This window comes from Nocardia brasiliensis ATCC 700358, from assembly GCF_000250675.2.
In the GTDB taxonomy this organism is placed as follows: Bacteria; Actinomycetota; Actinomycetes; order Mycobacteriales; family Mycobacteriaceae; genus Nocardia; species Nocardia brasiliensis_B.
The window spans coordinates 2,436,065-2,452,502 of the sequence record NC_018681.1 but is presented as its reverse complement, the minus strand read 5'-3'; the positions used below and the strand labels follow the sequence as shown (position 1 = coordinate 2,452,502).

At 66.4% G+C, this 16,438-nt stretch carries 14 protein-coding genes; 10 read left to right on the top strand and 4 right to left on the bottom strand.

Annotated elements, in window-relative coordinates:
- Positions 1-53 precede the first annotated feature (53 nt).
- Entirely contained in the window at positions 54-461 is a 408-nt protein-coding gene (locus tag O3I_RS10980; protein ID WP_014982979.1) for a RidA family protein, read from the bottom strand.
- A gap of 59 nt (positions 462-520) precedes the next feature.
- Entirely contained in the window at positions 521-1,159 is a 639-nt protein-coding gene (locus tag O3I_RS10975; protein ID WP_014982978.1) for a GntR family transcriptional regulator, read from the bottom strand.
- Positions 1,160-1,278: 119 nt separating this feature from the next.
- On the opposite strand from O3I_RS10975, the gene O3I_RS10970 reads away from it, so the two are divergent.
- From O3I_RS10970 to O3I_RS10960, 3 genes are read left to right on the top strand one after another with little or no spacing between them, the layout of a single operon-like run.
- Positions 1,279-4,632, top strand: a complete 3,354-nt coding sequence (locus tag O3I_RS10970) for a molybdopterin-dependent oxidoreductase (RefSeq protein WP_237748281.1) — start codon at positions 1,279-1,281, stop codon at positions 4,630-4,632.
- Between the two features lie 17 nt (positions 4,633-4,649).
- The gene (locus O3I_RS10965; RefSeq protein ID WP_014982976.1) at positions 4,650-5,591 is read left to right on the top strand and encodes an ornithine cyclodeaminase family protein; all 942 of its coding nucleotides are present in this window, start codon (positions 4,650-4,652) and stop codon (positions 5,589-5,591) included.
- Positions 5,592-5,607: 16 nt separating this feature from the next.
- Positions 5,608-7,044, top strand: a complete 1,437-nt coding sequence (locus O3I_RS10960) for a short-chain fatty acid transporter (protein ID WP_014982975.1) — start codon at positions 5,608-5,610, stop codon at positions 7,042-7,044.
- Positions 7,045-7,201: 157 nt separating this feature from the next.
- Here O3I_RS10960 and O3I_RS10955 read toward each other — a convergent pair whose 3' ends face one another.
- Complete coding sequence (locus O3I_RS10955; protein WP_141692060.1) at positions 7,202-7,606, bottom strand: C2 domain-containing protein; 405 nt, start codon at positions 7,604-7,606, stop codon at positions 7,202-7,204.
- A 129-nt stretch (positions 7,607-7,735) separates the two neighbouring features.
- Positions 7,736-8,758 carry an AraC family transcriptional regulator gene (locus O3I_RS10950; RefSeq protein ID WP_014982973.1) on the bottom strand — a complete coding sequence of 341 codons (1,023 nt, stop codon included), beginning with the start codon at positions 8,756-8,758 and terminating at the stop codon, positions 7,736-7,738.
- A gap of 297 nt (positions 8,759-9,055) precedes the next feature.
- On the opposite strand from O3I_RS10950, the gene O3I_RS10945 reads away from it, so the two are divergent.
- From O3I_RS10945 to O3I_RS10920, 7 genes are all read left to right on the top strand, one after another.
- Positions 9,056-10,813 carry a phytoene desaturase family protein gene (locus tag O3I_RS10945; protein ID WP_081593953.1) on the top strand — a complete coding sequence of 586 codons (1,758 nt, stop codon included), beginning with the start codon at positions 9,056-9,058 and terminating at the stop codon, positions 10,811-10,813.
- Positions 10,810-10,938 (top strand): hypothetical protein, encoded by a 129-nt coding sequence (locus tag O3I_RS46775; RefSeq protein WP_272944291.1) that lies wholly within the window; start codon positions 10,810-10,812, stop codon positions 10,936-10,938. Before O3I_RS10945 ends, O3I_RS46775 begins: the two co-directional genes overlap by 4 nt.
- A gap of 73 nt (positions 10,939-11,011) precedes the next feature.
- On the top strand, positions 11,012-12,199 hold the full coding sequence (locus O3I_RS10940; RefSeq protein ID WP_014982971.1) for a LeuA family protein: 1,188 nt from the start codon (positions 11,012-11,014) through the stop codon (positions 12,197-12,199).
- Positions 12,196-13,599, top strand: a complete 1,404-nt coding sequence (gene leuC / locus O3I_RS10935; RefSeq protein ID WP_014982970.1) for a 3-isopropylmalate dehydratase large subunit — start codon at positions 12,196-12,198, stop codon at positions 13,597-13,599. Before O3I_RS10940 ends, leuC begins: the two co-directional genes overlap by 4 nt.
- The gene (gene leuD / locus O3I_RS10930) at positions 13,596-14,219 is read left to right on the top strand and encodes a 3-isopropylmalate dehydratase small subunit (protein WP_014982969.1); all 624 of its coding nucleotides are present in this window, start codon (positions 13,596-13,598) and stop codon (positions 14,217-14,219) included. Before leuC ends, leuD begins: the two co-directional genes overlap by 4 nt.
- Positions 14,216-15,265 carry an isocitrate/isopropylmalate dehydrogenase family protein gene (locus tag O3I_RS10925; RefSeq protein ID WP_014982968.1) on the top strand — a complete coding sequence of 350 codons (1,050 nt, stop codon included), beginning with the start codon at positions 14,216-14,218 and terminating at the stop codon, positions 15,263-15,265. The genes leuD and O3I_RS10925 overlap by 4 nt, the downstream gene beginning before the upstream one ends.
- Positions 15,262-16,437 (top strand): pyridoxal phosphate-dependent aminotransferase, encoded by a 1,176-nt coding sequence (locus O3I_RS10920; protein WP_014982967.1) that lies wholly within the window; start codon positions 15,262-15,264, stop codon positions 16,435-16,437. The genes O3I_RS10925 and O3I_RS10920 overlap by 4 nt, the downstream gene beginning before the upstream one ends.
- Position 16,438 lies beyond the last annotated feature (1 nt).

Below are 16,438 nucleotides of genomic sequence, written 5' to 3'. Positions count from 1 at the left end.
CCTCCGAAGGCAAAACTGTTACTAGTCAATTATCGGAATAGTACCATTGCCTATTAATCCACGACGGCAGCCACCGCTTCGATCTCCACCAGTTGGTCGTCGTAGCCGAGCACCGTGACACCCAACAGCGTGCTGGGCACATCGTGTTCGGCGAACGCGTCCCGCACGACCTCCCAGGCCGTGACCAAATCCGCCTGCCGGGAACTGGCGACGAGCACCCGCGTGTTGATCACGTTCTCGAGGTCGGCACCGGCCTCGCGCAACGCGATCTTCAGGTTCTCGATCGCTTTCGCGGCCTGTCCCGCGTAATCCCCCACCGCCGCGGTGCTGCCGTCGGCATTCAGCGGGCACGCACCGGCGAGAAAGATCAGTCGCGCCTCCGCCGGAGCCGTAGCGGCATAAGCGTATTCGGCGACCGTGGCGAGCTTGCCGGATCTGATCAGCGTCACAGTCTTCGTCACGGCTCGATTGTTCCCGCCGGCCGAATCTCCGCCAACCGCATTTTATCGGCTCGCGCAGTTCAGCCGCTGGCCCAGTCCGCGCGGGTATGGCGCAGATGCGTATGCATCAGGTTTTCCAGCAACGTCCAATCGCGCGACGAGATGGCGGCGAGGATTTCTCGATGCTCGACCGCTGCCCCGATCAGCCGCCCGCCCTCGGCGAGTTTGTCCAGTCCGTACAGACGCGTTTGATCCCGCAGGGTGGCGATGCTGTCTACCAGCCGGCGATTTCCGCCGTGTGCCAGCAGGTCCAGGTGGAATCGCCGGTCGGCCTCGAGGAAGCCGGCGACATCACCGGCCCGGGCCGCGCTTTCGATATCGCCGGCCAGGCCGGCGAGCCGGTCCAGGTCCTCGGGTTCGATCTTCGCTCCCGCTGCGAGCGTGGCCGGGATCTCGAGTAGCTGACGCAGCTCGTAGATTTCGTCCAGATCCTGTTCGGTCATCGCGACGATTCGGTAACCACGGTTGCGCACCGGCTCCATCAAGCCCTGCGTGACCAGCGTCAGCATCGCTTCGCGGACCGGACTGCTGGATACCCCCAGCCGAGTCGCGAGCGCCGCGGCCGAGTAGATGTCTCCTGGCCGGAGTTCACCGGACACCATCGCTTGCCGCACGACCTCGAGCACTTGATCCCGCAGGTTGGTGTGCTGCAGTCGCACTGCTCCGTCCTCGGTCAACTACCTGCCTTTCGACGCCCGGTCTTGACTTCCCCACCTCTTTCCCGCATCTTACTTGTCACCGGCAATCGGTAACCGGTAGCCGGTTACTAAGGAGTAACATGATGGCTGAGGTGCGCGGCTATTGCACGCTGTGCCGCTCTCGGTGCGGCGCTGTCTACACGGTCGAGAACGGCGTATTGCGCGGTGTCCGGCCGGATTCCGAACATCCCACCGGTGCGGCGATGTGCCCGAAGGGCCGTGCCGCTCCCGAGTTGGTGTATTCCCCCGAGCGTCTGCGGCGGCCACTGCGACGGACCACGCCCAAATCCGATCCCGACCCGCGCTGGCGGGAAATCGGCTGGGACGAAGCCTTGACCGAGGTCGCGGAACGACTGGGCCGTATCCGTGCGGAAAGCGGCGCCGAGGCGGTCGCGTTCTCGGTGACCTCCCCGAGCGGCACGCCGATGTCGGACTCCATCGACTGGGTCGAGCGATTCATTCGATTGTTCGGCAGCCCGAATACGCTGTATTCGACCGAAATCTGTAATTGGCACAAGGATTTCGCGCACGCTTTCACGTTCGGGAGCGGGCTGCCGGGACCGGACTACGCGAACACCGACCTCGCCGTGTTGTGGGGTCACAACCCGGCGAAGTCCTGGCTGGCGCAGTCCGCGGCACTCGCCCGGGCGCGGGCCCGAGGGGCCCGGCTGGTGGTCGTCGACCCGCGCCGATCGACCAGCGCGCTGCAGGCCGACCACTGGCTTCGGGTACGCCCCGGCACCGACGGCGCGCTCGCGTTGAGTGTGGCCGGGCGGCTACTCGCTCGCCACGGCCACGACGAGGAGTTCGTCCGATCGTGGACCAATGCGCCGCTGCTGGTCCGGCTCGACACAGGCGAGTTCCTGCGCGCTTCGGACCTGCATCCCGGGGTGTCGGGCTATGTGGTGTGGGACGAGGTTTCCGGCCGGGCGGAGCCGTTGGACACCACCCGCGCGCCGCGCGGTGTGGAACGGTTCGCCCTGCGAGGCCGGCGGCGGGTGGTCACCCGGGGCGGACCGGTCGAATGTGTGCCCGCTTTCGACCGCTACGCCGCTGCCTGCGCCGCCTGGCCGGTCGACCGGGCCGCGGCGGTGACGACGGTCGCCCCGGCGGCGATCGAAGCATTCGCCGCGGAACTCGATGCGGCACAATCGGTGTCGTACGCGGCGTGGTCCGGGATCGGTCAGCATGTCAACGCGACCCAGACCGAGCGCGCGATCGCCACCCTCTACGCGCTCACGGGCAGCTACGACGCCCCCGGCGGCAACGTGGTGCTGCCCAAACTTCCGGTCGATCCGGTCACCGGCCCCGGCCAGCTCGCAGCCGCCCAGCGCGCGAAAGCCCTTGGCCTCGAAAGCTTCCCGCTGGGACCACCGGCGCATGGCTGGATCAATGCCCGCGACTTTTGCCACGCGGTGCTGCAAGGTGAGCCATATCCGGTGCGGGCGCTGGTGTCCTTCGGCGGGAATCTCCTACTGACTCAACCTGATCCGCGGCGGACCGCCGACGCATTGCGCAGCCTGGACTTCACAGTTCACCTCGACCTGTTCGAGAACCCCACCTCTCGCTTCGCCGACCTGTTACTGCCGGTCAGCACGCCGTGGGAGCGCGAAGCGGTCAGAGCCGGATTCGAGATCAGCGTCGCCGCGCAGCAGCGAGTGCAGTTGCGGCCGCAAATGGTCGAACCCGTGGGCGAGGCGCGTTCGGACACCGAGATCGTGTTCGACCTGGCCGTCCGGCTGGGGCACGGCGCGGACTTCTTCCACGGACGCATCGAGGACGGCTGGAACCACCAGCTCGCTCCGCTCGCGGTCACCGCGGCCGAACTGCGCGAACGCCCCGGCGGGATAGATCTGCCGTTAGAGGGCCGCTACCGCAAATACGCCGAAGAGTCCGACAACGAAACGGTCACCGGGTTCGCGACCCCGACCGGCCGGATCGAGCTCTACTCCGAGCAACTCGCCCAGCACGGGCAATCCGCCGTACCGGTGGCGGAGTCGCCGGCACCGGACGCGTCCTATCCGCTGGTGCTCACCTGCGCGAAGAACGGCTATTTCTGTCACAGCCAGCACCACGGAATCTCCTCGCTGCGTAAACGTTTCCCGGATCCGATCGTCGAGCTGAGCGCCGAACTCGCCGACGCTCGTGGGATCCGCGACGACGACTGGGTGCGGATCAGCACATCGCGTGCCACCGTCCGCATGCGCGCACGGATCGACCCGGACCTCCACCGCGACGTCGTCGTCGCCGAATACGGCTGGTGGCAGTCCGCGTCGGACCTCGCCCTGCCCGGTGCGGATCCGCTCGCCGGAAACGGCACCAATTACAACCTCCTGGTCGGTGACGGAAACCGTGATCCGATCAGTGGCTCTGTCGGGCTGCGCGCGGTGCCATGTGAGGTTCAGCTCGAGCACCCGAAACAGTGGCATGCGCAACGAGAGTTCCTGATCGAGCACTGTGAACTCGAAACCGAGGAAATCCTTGCGGTGCAGTTGCGGCCGGTAGACCGGGCACCGTTACCCGCGTTCCGCGCCGGACAGCACATCACGGTCGCATGGCCCGATCAACCCGACCTGACCCGCAGCTACTCGCTGACCGGACCCGCCGGACCGGGTGCTCAGGAGAGATACACGATCGCGGTGCGTCGCGTGTCCGGTGGCCGTTTCTCCACTACCGTGCACGACCGGCTCCGGCCCGGCACCCGCCTGCTCGTCACACCTCCTGCCGGTGGCTTCGCCGTGCCCAGCGTCCACTCCCGCCCGATCGTGCTCCTTGCCGCGGGCATCGGGATCACCCCGTTCCTCAGCTACCTCGAAACACTCGTTCTCGCCCCGTCCGCCGCCCCGGAGGTCGTGCTCCACTACGGCAACCGGGACGGTGCGCGCCACCCCTTCCGAGACCGGATCGCCACCCTCGCCGCGCACCTGCCGTCCCTGCGCGTGATCGACCACTACAGCCGGCCGGACGCGGGCGACCGCTACCACGTGCGAGGGCGGATGTCGGCGTCCGACATCGACTCCACCCTGATCGACCGGCGCGCGCGTTTCTACCTGTGCGGCCCCGAGGACATGCTCGACGAACTCACCGCCGGTCTGGTAGCCCGCGGCGTTCCCCGATTCGACATTTTCGCCGAGAAGTTCCACGCGGCACCCGTGCCGGTGCGCATCTCCGACGATGCGACCGCGACCGTTCGGTTCGCCCGCTCCGGCCGTGACGTCGCGTGGCGCAAATCGGACGGCACCCTGTTGCAACTCGCCGAGCAGGCGGGTCTGTCCGTGCCCAGCGGGTGCCGCGTCGGCCAATGCGAGAGCTGCGCGGTCCGGGTGCTCGACGGCACGGTGGCACACCTCGTCGCCGTCGGCGGCGAGCTGCCAGACGATCACTGCCTCACCTGCCAGTCAATGCCGACGTCCGACGTCGTGCTCGACGCCTGATTCCGAAAGGTCCGACCATGCTCATCGTCTCCGCCCACGAGACCGTCGACGCATTGCCGTTCGACACATTGATCCCAGCCCTGCGAACGGGTTTCGCCCGCGGCGCTACGACCCCACCGCGCCACCATCATCAGATCGACGAGACCACCGGCTCGACGTTGCTCCTGATGCCCTCCTGGGAGGCCGACGGGCTGCTGGGCGTCAAACTCGTGACCGTCTTTCCCGAGAACAACGTGCACGGTCGCCCGGCCCTGTCCTCCGCCTACGTCCTGGCCCGTGCGGACACCGGCGAACACCTGGCGGTCATCGATGGGAACGAACTCACTCGGCGGCGCACCGTCGCCACGGCGGCGCTGGCTTCGTCCTATCTCGCGCGGCCCGACAGCCGAGTCCATCTCGTCGTCGGAGCCGGGCACGTCGGCTCGCTCATCGCCGCGGCACATGCCGCGGTCCTCGACATCAGCACCGTGCTCGTCCACGATCAATACCGCGAAGCCGCAGAAGCCCTGGTCGCACAGCTGCGGGACGCCGGAACGGACGCACACGTCGCCGACGACCTCGACACCGCGATCCCCGACGCCGACGTGATCTCCTGCGCGACGCTCGCCACCAGCCCGCTCGTCCGCGGCGAATTACTGCGTCCCGGAACACATCTCGACCTGGTCGGCAGCTTCCGCCCGGACATGCGCGAAGCCGACGACGCCTGCCTGACCCGCGGTGTCCTCTACGTCGACAGCGACAACGCGCTCGAGGAATCGGGCGACCTCACCCAGCCGCTCGCCGCCGGCGTCATCACCCGCGACGACGTGATCGCCACGCTGCCCCAGCTCTGTCGAAATGAAGCTCTCGGTCGCCGAAACGACCACGAGATCACCGTGTTCAAAGCAGTCGGCACCGCACTGGCCGATCTGACCGCCGCGACGCTGGTCCACCACCACATCCTCCGGCACGCCGGTTGACCACTCAGGAGTTCGCATGTCCGTGCCCGATTCGCAGCTCACCGCCGACCCACCGGCCGGCCTGCTCGCCCGATTCGCAAGCCGCAGCGCGGCCTGGTCGGAAAAGTGGTTCCCCAACACCCTCGTCTTCGCACTGCTCACCGTCGCGGTGGTCGCCACCGCCGCGCTGGCGATCGGCTCCTCCCCCGCCGACGTCGCCGCGGTCTTCGGCAACGGCTTCTGGGACCTCATCCCGTTCACCATGCAGATGGCGATGGTCGCCATCGGCGGCTACGTCGTCGCCACCGCCCGGCCTGTCCAGCGGGCCATCACCGGGCTCGCCCGAGTGCCCCGCAATCCGCGTGCGGCGATCGCCGTCGTCGCCGCGGTCAGCCTGCTGTCGGCGTTGCTCAATTGGGGCTTCAGTCTCATCTTCAGCGCGCTGCTGGTCCGGCGCCTCGCCGATGGCCGCGAGCTGCGCATGGACTATCGGGCCGCATCGGCAGCGGCCTACCTCGGGCTCGGCGGGAGCTGGGCCCTCGGCCTCAGCTCGTCGGCCGCTCAACTACAGGCCAACCGTGCCAGCATTCCGCAGTCGCTGCTGCCCATCACCGGCGTCATCCCCTTCCGGGACACCATCTTCACCTGGCAGTCGCTCGTCGTGGCCGCGGTCGTCGTCACGGTATGTGTCACCATCGCGTTTCTGACCGCACCCCGCGCCGACACCGCCATTACCGCCACTGACCTCGGCATCGATCCCCGCGACCCCGTCGAAGACGATACGCCGCGCTCGCGTCCCGGCGAATGGCTCGAATACAGCCCGCTGCTCACCATCGTGGTCGTCGTCCTGGTCGGCGGGTGGGCGATCCAGGAATTCGCCGCCAAGGACCCCATCGTCGCGATCTCCGGTCTCAACACCTACAACCTGCTGTTCCTCGGCCTCGGCATGCTCTTGCACTGGCGTCCCCGCCGATTTCTCGCCGCGGTCACCAAGGCTGTACCGGCCACCGGCGGTGTGCTCATTCAATTCCCCTTCTACGCCGGGACTGCGGCCATGCTCACCAAGGCCACCGACAGCTCCGGCACCTCGATCTCCCACCACCTCGCCTCACTGTTCACCGCCACGGGCAACACCACCACCTTCCCGCTGCTCATCGGCGCCTACTCCGTGGTGCTCGGCTTCCTCATTCCCTCCGGCGGCGGCAAATGGATCATCGAGGCGCCGTACGTGATGCAGGCCGCAAACGACACCCACGTCAACCTCGGCTGGACCGTCCAGATCTACAACGCCGCGGAGGCGCTGCCGAACCTGATCAATCCGTTCTGGATGCTCCCGCTCCTCGGCGTGCTGTCCCTCAAGGCACGCGACATCGTCGGCTACACGTTCATCTACCTCGTGGCACTCCTGCCCATCGTCCTGGGCCTGCTCACCCTCTTGGCACCGACCCTGCCCTACCAACCACCGTCCTATTGACCGGCAAAGCCACCGATCTGGTCCGCCGAGTCACCGCGCCATCGGCCGCGAATGGCCCACCTCGGCGGAGGTCGCCGCCCGGCTGCACATCAGCCCTCGCAACCTGCGCCACAAGCTCGAGGAGGAGCACACCAGCCTGCGAGACGCAGCGTCGGAGTCACTCCCTCACGACGGTGATCCGGCCTCCCCCCGGCAAGGACAGGGTGACATTTCCCCCGGCGCGCAGGAACTCGGACACCGAGAGTTCGGCTTTGCCGACCAATTCGTCGCTGCCCATCCGATCGTGGTCCCACACCTCGATCCGGAGGGCGGACCCTTCACCATCACCGACATCGACGACGCAGGGCGCATACCGAGGATTCAGGTTGTTCTTCTGGATCTCGGTCATGGTGGCCAGCACCCACGATCCCGCGCGCTGGACATAGAGTTTCAGGTAAGGGTCCGTCTCACCGACCGTGTCGGTGTCCGGCAGGTCCTGGGCGGATAGAACGAGATTGATCTCAGCCATGACCGTCTCCTGCGCCAGCGAATAGGTGCCGAGCTCCGCGGCCAGGAACCACACGATCAATGGTGCACTAAAAGCGTTGCGAACGCGTTGTTTTCGATGCCAACCAGCGGCACCCGACCCGAGGCCGGAGATCGGCGTCGTGATCTGGCAGGCAGGAGCGAGTCGAGGTGACTGCCCTCCCGGCTACCGCCTCGATCCTGGCGTCCCTGAGCCTTGACGCTCTCGCACCCGCTCGAGGTCGATGATCGGTCGCCATTCGTAGTGCGCGGCGTGCCGCCATTCCCGTGGCGTCATCCCGTACGCGGCACGGAATCTGCGGTTGAAATGCGAGACGTTGCGAAATCCGTTCCGCTGGGCGATCACCGAGATCGGCAGCGCCCAGTTTTCCGGCCGGGCCAGCTCGCCGCGAACCCGTTCGAGCCGCTGCACGATGATCCATTGCTCCAGCCGAAAATCTGCGCGAGCACACAACTGATACAGGTATCGGACCGAGATGCGATGCGCGTGCGCGATCCGAGCCGCGTTCAGGTCAGGATCGGCGAGATGATCCAGTACGAAGTCGCGGACCCGGTCGAGCAGCATCGCGCCGGGCAGCGCCGCCCCGTCAGCGCATCGGGTCGCCGCGGAGGTCACGAGCGCGTGCACGAGTTCGATCCCGACCTCACCGAGTCTTCTTGCGGCAGGATCCGTTTGGAGCAGACCCCCCGCCGCCGCGAGGTGTGCGAGGTGGTCTGCCACCAATCGACGCAGTGGGCTGTGCCGCACCTCGCCGGCACCGCGACGAACGGTGTCGGACGGCAGATCGAGCCGGTCCAGCGGAACCTGCAGGTTCACCAGCGCACCGCCGCACCAGTCCGCGTCGTATGGCCGGTTGAGGTCGGATACCGCGAGCTCGCCGGAGCGGAACTCGTAGTGATCACCGTCCTGTGCCATGCGCCCGATCCGTCCGAGCACCACGGTGACCAGTAGCTGATCGGCCGGCGAGCAGCGCACCTGCTCGACGGTTCGCACGGCGCGGAAGCCGGCCACGGTCATGTGGGACAACGTCAGGTCACCGAACTGCCAGGCGTCGATGCGGCCGGACACCGCACGCTCGGGTCCGGTGAGATGGATGTGCGCCGGCGCGGACGCGGACTGCAGCGCGGCACTGACGAACTCGGCCCGATCCGATGCTTCGATCTGTGTGGTGTCGAGAACAAGAGCCATCGGTCCCACCTTCCCGATATGTCGGACGTGGTTCGCCGATGGGCCGTGTTCTCGACACCATCTGCCGTGCGCGCAGCGAGATTCCTTCGACAGCGCGGAACGATCTCCCGAAACAGATGGTAGAGGGCACAGTTCGCGCACGGGGCCGATGCCGCAGATTCTTCGAGTGACGGCTATGCCGACGTCGGCCGTCAGGACTCCTCGTTCGTGCATTGTTATGGCAACAGCCCCTATCGAACCGCTACCTGACGAGAACAGCACGCACAGTCAATCCGAGTGCACACACAGGCAAACCGGATGAGATTCGCACTCAAATTTTGCCCGCTGCTGCACACAGCGAAACATCCTGGCAAAACCGAAGTTCCTCCGATTCACACCGACCCGAAACAGGGAGCCACGCCGACACAGGGCTATCGCGCCGAGCGGTGGCCCACTTTTGCCGGACAACCGTACCCCGCGCCGCTTTCCGCCCAGCGTAAGCGACAACAAGAAACACAGCTGATGCACGCACAGATACTGGTCGTTCGAAATACTCTCTCCCACAGCAGATTGCAGGAAACTTTCCGGTTCACACCCCGAAGCCAGCAACACATCGGCAGCGAAATCCTGGGGTTCCGAATGGTTTTCGCACATGTCAGAATGAGCCGAGCAAACAAAGGCGTTCCACCATACGGCAAACTTGCGGCGGCGCGGGAGGATGCCATGACATCATCTGATGAAGGTGCATTCGACGTTATTGTCATCGGTGCGGGATTGGCCGGCCTGTCATCCGCTATCTCATTGTCTTCGAACGGTTTTCGAGTTCTGACACTGGAGCGGCGACGCAAACCCGGCGGACTCTGCGGCACGACGACCTTCGACGGCTATGAATTCACGCATGGCTGTAACGATTTCGGCTCCTCGATCGTGGCAACGATGCAAGAATTGGGCGTAGAGATCGAATTCAGCCGCCCGAAGTCCATTTTGTTCACTGCCGGAGCAACGTACCGGGTGCCGGTGACGCTGTCCACGATCGGCAATGTCGCCCGGCACGCACCGGACATCTTCCGCTTTGTCCGGGCGGTCCGTAGCGGCCGCTGCACCTATCTCGGGGAGGCGTTGGCGGGACTCGGCGACCACGGCTTTGCGGATCTTCTTGCCGCTCTCGGCGGCGCGTTCGGTGCCGCGCCCAGCGACTACCCGATGGCCGCTTTTCTGAATCTTTTCTCCAAGGAACTCGGCTACGGGTACGACAAGATGGTGGTCCCCATCGGCGGGCCCGGGCTGATGGCCGATCGGATGGCCACCCGGCTACGAGATCTCGGTGGACTGCTGCAACTGAATACCTCGGTCGAAAGCGTCGATTCCGCAGGTGTTTCGAAGTCGGTTACTACCGCAAACGCCACATATCACGCGCGCTACGTGGTGCACAGCAGGCATCGTCTGGACGTCTATCCACCATCGACGAAACCGAGTTTCGCCGTCGGCGCGCTGCACCTCGCGGTGCCCCGGACTGCGCCGTTTCCAGCGCAGGTCCACGGGCTTGTCCACGTACCGCCGAAAGCCCGGGTGGCACTCGATCGTTTGGCGGCCGGCGAGTTGCCCGAGGAGTTCGTCTTCAACATCTTCCCGACCGACTTCCTCGACCAGCGGGACTATCGTTCGCTCACCGCGTATATCGCACTACCGCACCGCCTCGAGCAGCCGCCGCCGGACACCATCGAGCGGATCGAGAGCTACCTCCTGTCCCAGCTGGAGAAACACGTGCCCGGGCTGACCGCACAGGTGCGCTACAAACGTTTCGTCTCGCCCCGGGATTACCGCGAGTCACACGGATTGTGCAGCGATCTGGTACCGGCGATCGTGCCGCCGGGATTCCGCAAACCCGACGGCTATGACGAGCGCCAGGACATCTACTACGTCGGCAACTCGGTGCAGCCTGCCTGCGAACACGCATGTAGCGCACTGGCTTCCGGCCTGCGCGCGGCGCGCGCCATCGAGCGGCGCGAGCGTGGCGGCGCCCCGATTCCGGCGGCGGAAACCGCATCGAGCACAGCTGAGGAGCTGGCGCCATGAGTCAATTCGATTCGCTGGGTACGCAATACGCGGCAAGCGTGGCGGAAATGCCACTGCGTGAATACGGCGAGATGCCCTCGATCCGGCGCGTGGTCGGTGACGTCACCGGCAAGACGGTGGCGTAAGCCGCCGAGTTCGCAAGACTGGCAGGCGGTTTGCGTCTACCACCGATATTTCGGACTCAGTAGGAGAGTTCTCATGGATACGCACCCCGATTCCGCGCCGCGGCGGATATCGATCTTCGACTCGACCTTGCGCGACGGCGAACAGGCTCCTGGCAACGCGATGTCCCCGGAACAGAAGCTCGAGGTCGCCTTGGCGATCGAAGCGGTGGGTGTCGACGTGATCGAAGCCGGTTTCCCGGCGTCGTCGCCGAGTGAGTACGAGGCCACCCGTCTGCTGGCGCGGGAACTGACCTCGGCCCGCATCGCGACCCTGAGCCGCGCGACCCGCGAAGACGTTCGCGTGGCCGTCGAGGCGGGTGGCACCGAGCGCCACCATCTCCAGATCCTGGCTGTCGGCAGCGAGATCCACCTGAAATACAAGCGCGGCATCAACCAGGCCGAGGCGATCCGCGAGGTCGTGGACACGATCCGCTACGCGCGCTCGCTCGGCGCCGAGCACCTCACCCTCGGCATCGAAGACGCTTCTCGTGGTTCGGACACGCTGCTGCGGCCGTTGGTGGAGGAATCTCTTGCCGCCGGTGCCGATATCGTGGCGGTCGGCGACACCACGGGCTGCCTGACACCGCGCGCATATGGTGCGTTGATCGGCAGAATCCGCTCCTGGTGCGGACCCGCCATCACCGTCAGCACACACTGCCATCAAGATCTCGGTCTGGCCCTGGCCAACGCGCTGGCCGGGATCGAGGCCGGCGCCGACGAGGTGCAGGCGACACTGGCCGGAATCGGGGAACGATCGGGTAATACTCCACTCGAAGAGCTGATCGCGGTACTCGCCTACAAGGGTGCGGAATTCGGCGTCACCACGTCCGCGGAAACCAGCGGTCTCTATCACGCGTTCGAGGTGCTCAGCGGTGTCATCGGATTGTCGGCGCCGCGAAACAAGGCCATCTTCGGCAAGAACGCGTTCGCCACTCAGGCGGGTATCCATCAGGCCGGGCTACTGCGTGATCCGATCACCTACGAATACATCCAAGCCAAGGATTTCGGCAGAACCCGCTCGATGCTGGTCGGCCGCAGTTCAGGGCGAGCAGTATTGCGGTATGTGTTCGACGACATGGGAATTCCCATCGATGAACAGCTCGTCGAAACCCTCTACCAGGAACACGTGGCCAACCGCACCGATGGGCACTGCATCGAGTTGTCCGAGGTCCGGGACCTCATCGCCCGACAGACCGCGACCACCGGCGGGCGGGTTCGATGAGCACCGCACCCACCCTGATCGAGAAGATCTGGCGTAGCCACGTCGTCACCCCGATCGACGAGCACACCGACCTGCTCTACATCGACCTGCATCTGATCCACGAGGCCAGCTCACCGCAGGCCTTCGACGGATTGCGGCTGGCCGGGCGCCGCGTCCGGCGTCCGGAACTCACGCTGGCAGTCGAGGATCACAACGTCCCCACCCGCTCACTGCTGTTGACCGACCCGATGGGCAAGGCACAGGTGGAAGCGTTGCGGCGCAACTGTTCCGAGCACAGCATCGAGCTGTTCCGGCTCGGCGACGCCCGGCAGGGGATCGTCCATGTAGTCGCCCCGGAACAGGGTTTCGTGCACCCCGGCATGTCGGTGATCTGCGGGGACAGCCACACCTCGACACACGGCGCGTTCGGTGCGCTGGCCTTCGGTGTGGGCACCTCCGATGTCGAACATGTGCTGGCCACACAGACGCTGCCATTGGCCCGGCCCCGCACGATGGCGGTCGAGTTCACCGGTGCGCCGCCCGCTGCGGTCACCGCCAAGGACCTGGTGCTTGCGCTGATCGCCCAGATCGGAGCCAACGGCGCGCACGGGCACATCATCGAGTTCCGCGGCCACCCGATCGAACGACTGTCGATGGAAAGCCGGATGACCCTGTGCAACATGACCGTCGAGGCCGGCGCCCGGGCCGGACTCGTCGCACCCGACAGCGTCACCGTCGACTATCTGCGAGCTCATCGCGCGCTGCCGGATGATGCGTGGGACGACGCCGTCGCCTACTGGGAAACGCTGCGCACAGAACCCGGCGCGGACTTCGACCGCACCGTCACCGTCGACGTCTCGGGTTTGGCGCCGTTCGTGACCTGGGGCACCAATCCGGGTCAGGCCGTGCCGATCTCGGGGGTGGTACCGGACCCGGGGGCCTTCCCGGACCCGGCAGATCAGGCTGCGGCACAACGCAGTCTGGACTACATGGGTCTGACCCCCGGGTTGCGGATGGATTCGATCGAGATCGACACCGTCTTCCTCGGGTCCTGCACCAACAGCCGCATCGAGGATCTGCGCTCGGCCGCGGCGATCCTGCACGGCCGCAGCGTCGCTCGCACCGTGCGGATGCTGGTGGTGCCCGGCTCACTGGCGGTGCGCAGGCAAGCCGAGGACGAGGGACTGGACACGATCTTCGAGCGAGCGGGCGCCCAGTGGCGACTGTCGGGCTGTTCGATGTGCCTCGGGATGAACGAAGATCGGCTCACCGGCCCCCACCGCTGCGCGTCGACCTCCAACCGCAACTACGAAGGCCGCCAAGGCGCGCAAGCCCGGACACACCTGGTGTCACCGGCGGTGGCCGCCGCCACCGCCGTCACCGGACGGCTCACCCACCCGGACACCCTGGGGGAACTGTGAATCCACTGACCGAACACCTCGGACGCGCGGTGGTATTGCGACGCAGCGATGTCGACACCGACCAGATCATCCCGGCGGAGTACTGCAAACGATTGACCAAGTCCGGCTATGCGGACGCGCTGTTCGCCGACTGGCGCACCGACCCCGATTTCGTGCTCGAGCGCCGGGACAGTGCGGGCGCCAGCATCCTGGTCGCCGGACACAACTTCGGCACCGGCAGCTCGCGCGAGCACGCGGTGTGGGCGCTGCGGGATTGGGGTTTCACCGTGGTCGTCGCCAGCAGCTTCGGAGATATCTTCCGGCGCAACGCCTTCAAGAACGGCCTGCTCGCGGTCGAACTGCCCGCAGCCGCGGTGACCGCGCTGGCCGAGGCGATCGAGCAGGATCCCGGCCGGCAGATCTCGGTGAGCCTTCAGTCGTGTGAAATACGCACGGACACACTGCGACACACGTTCGTCGTCGACGCGCGTGCGCGGGAGCTGCTCCTCAACGGCTGGGACGAGATCGCGGTGACGCTCGAACGCACCGACGCGATCGACGCCTACGAACGCACGCGCGCATACTGGCTACCGCAGCTCAGCCCGAGTCCTCCCGACCTGCTCAGCGAGGCGAGGCCATGACCACGATCGCGGTGATCCCGGGCGACGGCATCGGGCCCGAGGTGATCGATCAGGCCGTCCGAACCGTGGCGACACTCGGCCTCGAGCTGGATTTCGACATCCTCGACCACATCAACGCCGACACCTACCTCGAAACCGGGGTCGCCTTGCCGGACAAGGACTTCGACCGCGTTGCCGGCAGCGACGGCATCCTGCTCGGTGCGGTCGGCGATGCCCGAGCCGATGCCGAGTACGCGCGAGGGGTGTTGCTGCGGCTGCGGTTCGAGCTGGATCTCTTCGTGAACTACCGCCCGGCAACGCTTTTCCACGACCGGCTGAGCCCGCTGCGCGAGCAGGCGCGGCGGCCGATCGACTGCGTCGTGATCCGGGAGAACACCGAGGGCCTCTACACCGGCATCGGCGGCAGGCTGCGGCCGTCCACTGCGCACGAGACCGCGATAGACGCCGAAATCAGCACCTACCACGGTGTGTCCCGCATCCTGGAATTCGCGTTCGCGACCGCCCGCCGATCGGTGTGCATGGTGGACAAGTCGAACGCGGTCCGCCACGGCGGCGCGCTGTGGCAGCGCTGCTGGCACGAGGCGGTCCGCCGCCATCCCGAAGTGGCGGCATCGCATCTGTACGTCGACACCGCGGTGATGCGACTGGTGCAGGATCCGACCGCGTTCGACGTGATCGTCACCAACAACTCCTACGGCGACATCCTCAGCGACCTCACCGCCGACCTGGCCGGTGGTCTCGGCACGGCCGCGTCCGCGAACATCAACGGAAACAACGGATTCGGGCTCTATGAACCGGTGCACGGCAGCGCGCCGGATATCGCGGGCACCGGGACGGCCAACCCCATCGGCGCGATCCTGAGCGCAGCCCTCCTTGTCGAACGCCTCGGCCATACCGCGGCGGCGCACCACCTCCGCGACGCGGTGCGAGCGGTCATCGCCGCAGGTCAGGCCACCCCTGATCTCGGCGGAACCCTGTCCACCGAGGACGCCGGCGCCGCCATCCGAACCCAGCTGCACGACCGAATGCGAAGGCCCGCACCATGACCGTGACCGTGACTGTGCCGATCGCCTCCCGGGTCAGCAATCTGGCTTCCAATCGCTTGTTCCAATTGCTGAGCCGGGCCCACGATCGGCAGGCCGTAGATCTCGCTATCGGTGTTCCGGCGGCGCCGCCGACCCCCTCGGCGCTGATCGACGCCGCCTGCGCGGTGCTACGCGCGGGTGCACACAACCAGTACGCCGACCCCAATGGAAACCTCTTGCTACGCAAGCAGATCGCCGACGCACTACCCTCACCTGCCGATCCCGAGACCGAACTCACCATCACCGTCGGTGCGACCGAGGCGCTGCACGTGGCCATCCTGGCGATCGTGGAACCCGGCGACGAGGTGGTGGTGTTCGAACCGTTCTACGACAACTTCCTGAGCGCGATCGCGCTGGCCGGCGGCATCCCCCGCTTGGTTCCGGTGTCCCCGCCGGACTGGCGCCACGATCCGGATCGGCTGCGGGCCGCGTTCGGTCCGCGCACCCGGGCCATCGTCGTCGCCACGCCGAACAATCCCACCGGGCATATGCTCGGGTCCGCCGAGTGGGCCGAGATCGCCGAATTGTGTCACCGCTGGAACGCGGTCGTCATCTCCGACGAGATCTACGCCGGCTATGTCTACGACGGCCGACAGCACATCAGTGCCGCCGACCTGCCCGGCCTGCGCGACCGCAGCTTCGTCGCGGGCAGCCTGTCCAAGAGTCATGCGATCAGCGGTTGGCGGATCGGATATCTGCGCGCGAGCGCGCCGTTGACCACCGCGGCTCGCCGAATTCACACCGCCGTCTGCGGCGGCACCGCGGCGCCGCTGCAAGAAGCGGTGGCGCGCGTGGCCGCTGCCGCCCCCGGCCTCGCCGAGCCGGGCGCGAACCTTCGCGCGCAACGTGACCGCACCATCGAGATCTTCGACAACAGCGGATTCCACTGCCTTTCGCCGGACGGCGGCTGCTACGTGATGGCCGACATCACCCCGTTCACCGACAGCGGCAGTGAGTCCCTGACGGGCCATCTCCTGCAGAAAGCAGGAGTCCTCGTCATTCCCGGCAGGTACTTCCATCTGGATGACACCGACAACGCCGACGCCGACGCATATATCCGCATCGCCTTCAACCGACCACTCGCTCTTTTCGACGAAGTCGAGTCACGATTGCGCACCCTGCGGCACACCTGAC

Bases quoted from the DNA above. Each gene is read 5' to 3' on its own strand.
- O3I_RS10945 (WP_081593953.1), top strand. From the start codon at position 9,056: ATGAGATTCGCACTCAAATTTTGCCCGCTGCTGCACACAGCGAAACAT.
- O3I_RS10950 (WP_014982973.1), bottom strand. From the start codon at position 8,758: ATGGCTCTTGTTCTCGACACCACACAGATCGAAGCATCGGATCGGGCC.
- leuC (WP_014982970.1), top strand. From the start codon at position 12,196: ATGAGCACCGCACCCACCCTGATCGAGAAGATCTGGCGTAGCCACGTC.
- O3I_RS46775 (WP_272944291.1), top strand. From the start codon at position 10,810: ATGAGTCAATTCGATTCGCTGGGTACGCAATACGCGGCAAGCGTGGCG.
- O3I_RS10920 (WP_014982967.1), top strand. From the start codon at position 15,262: ATGACCGTGACCGTGACTGTGCCGATCGCCTCCCGGGTCAGCAATCTG.
- O3I_RS10965 (WP_014982976.1), top strand. From the start codon at position 4,650: ATGCTCATCGTCTCCGCCCACGAGACCGTCGACGCATTGCCGTTCGAC.
- O3I_RS10970 (WP_237748281.1), top strand. From the start codon at position 1,279: ATGATGGCTGAGGTGCGCGGCTATTGCACGCTGTGCCGCTCTCGGTGC.
- O3I_RS10925 (WP_014982968.1), top strand. From the start codon at position 14,216: ATGACCACGATCGCGGTGATCCCGGGCGACGGCATCGGGCCCGAGGTG.
- O3I_RS10960 (WP_014982975.1), top strand. From the start codon at position 5,608: ATGTCCGTGCCCGATTCGCAGCTCACCGCCGACCCACCGGCCGGCCTG.
- O3I_RS10940 (WP_014982971.1), top strand. From the start codon at position 11,012: ATGGATACGCACCCCGATTCCGCGCCGCGGCGGATATCGATCTTCGAC.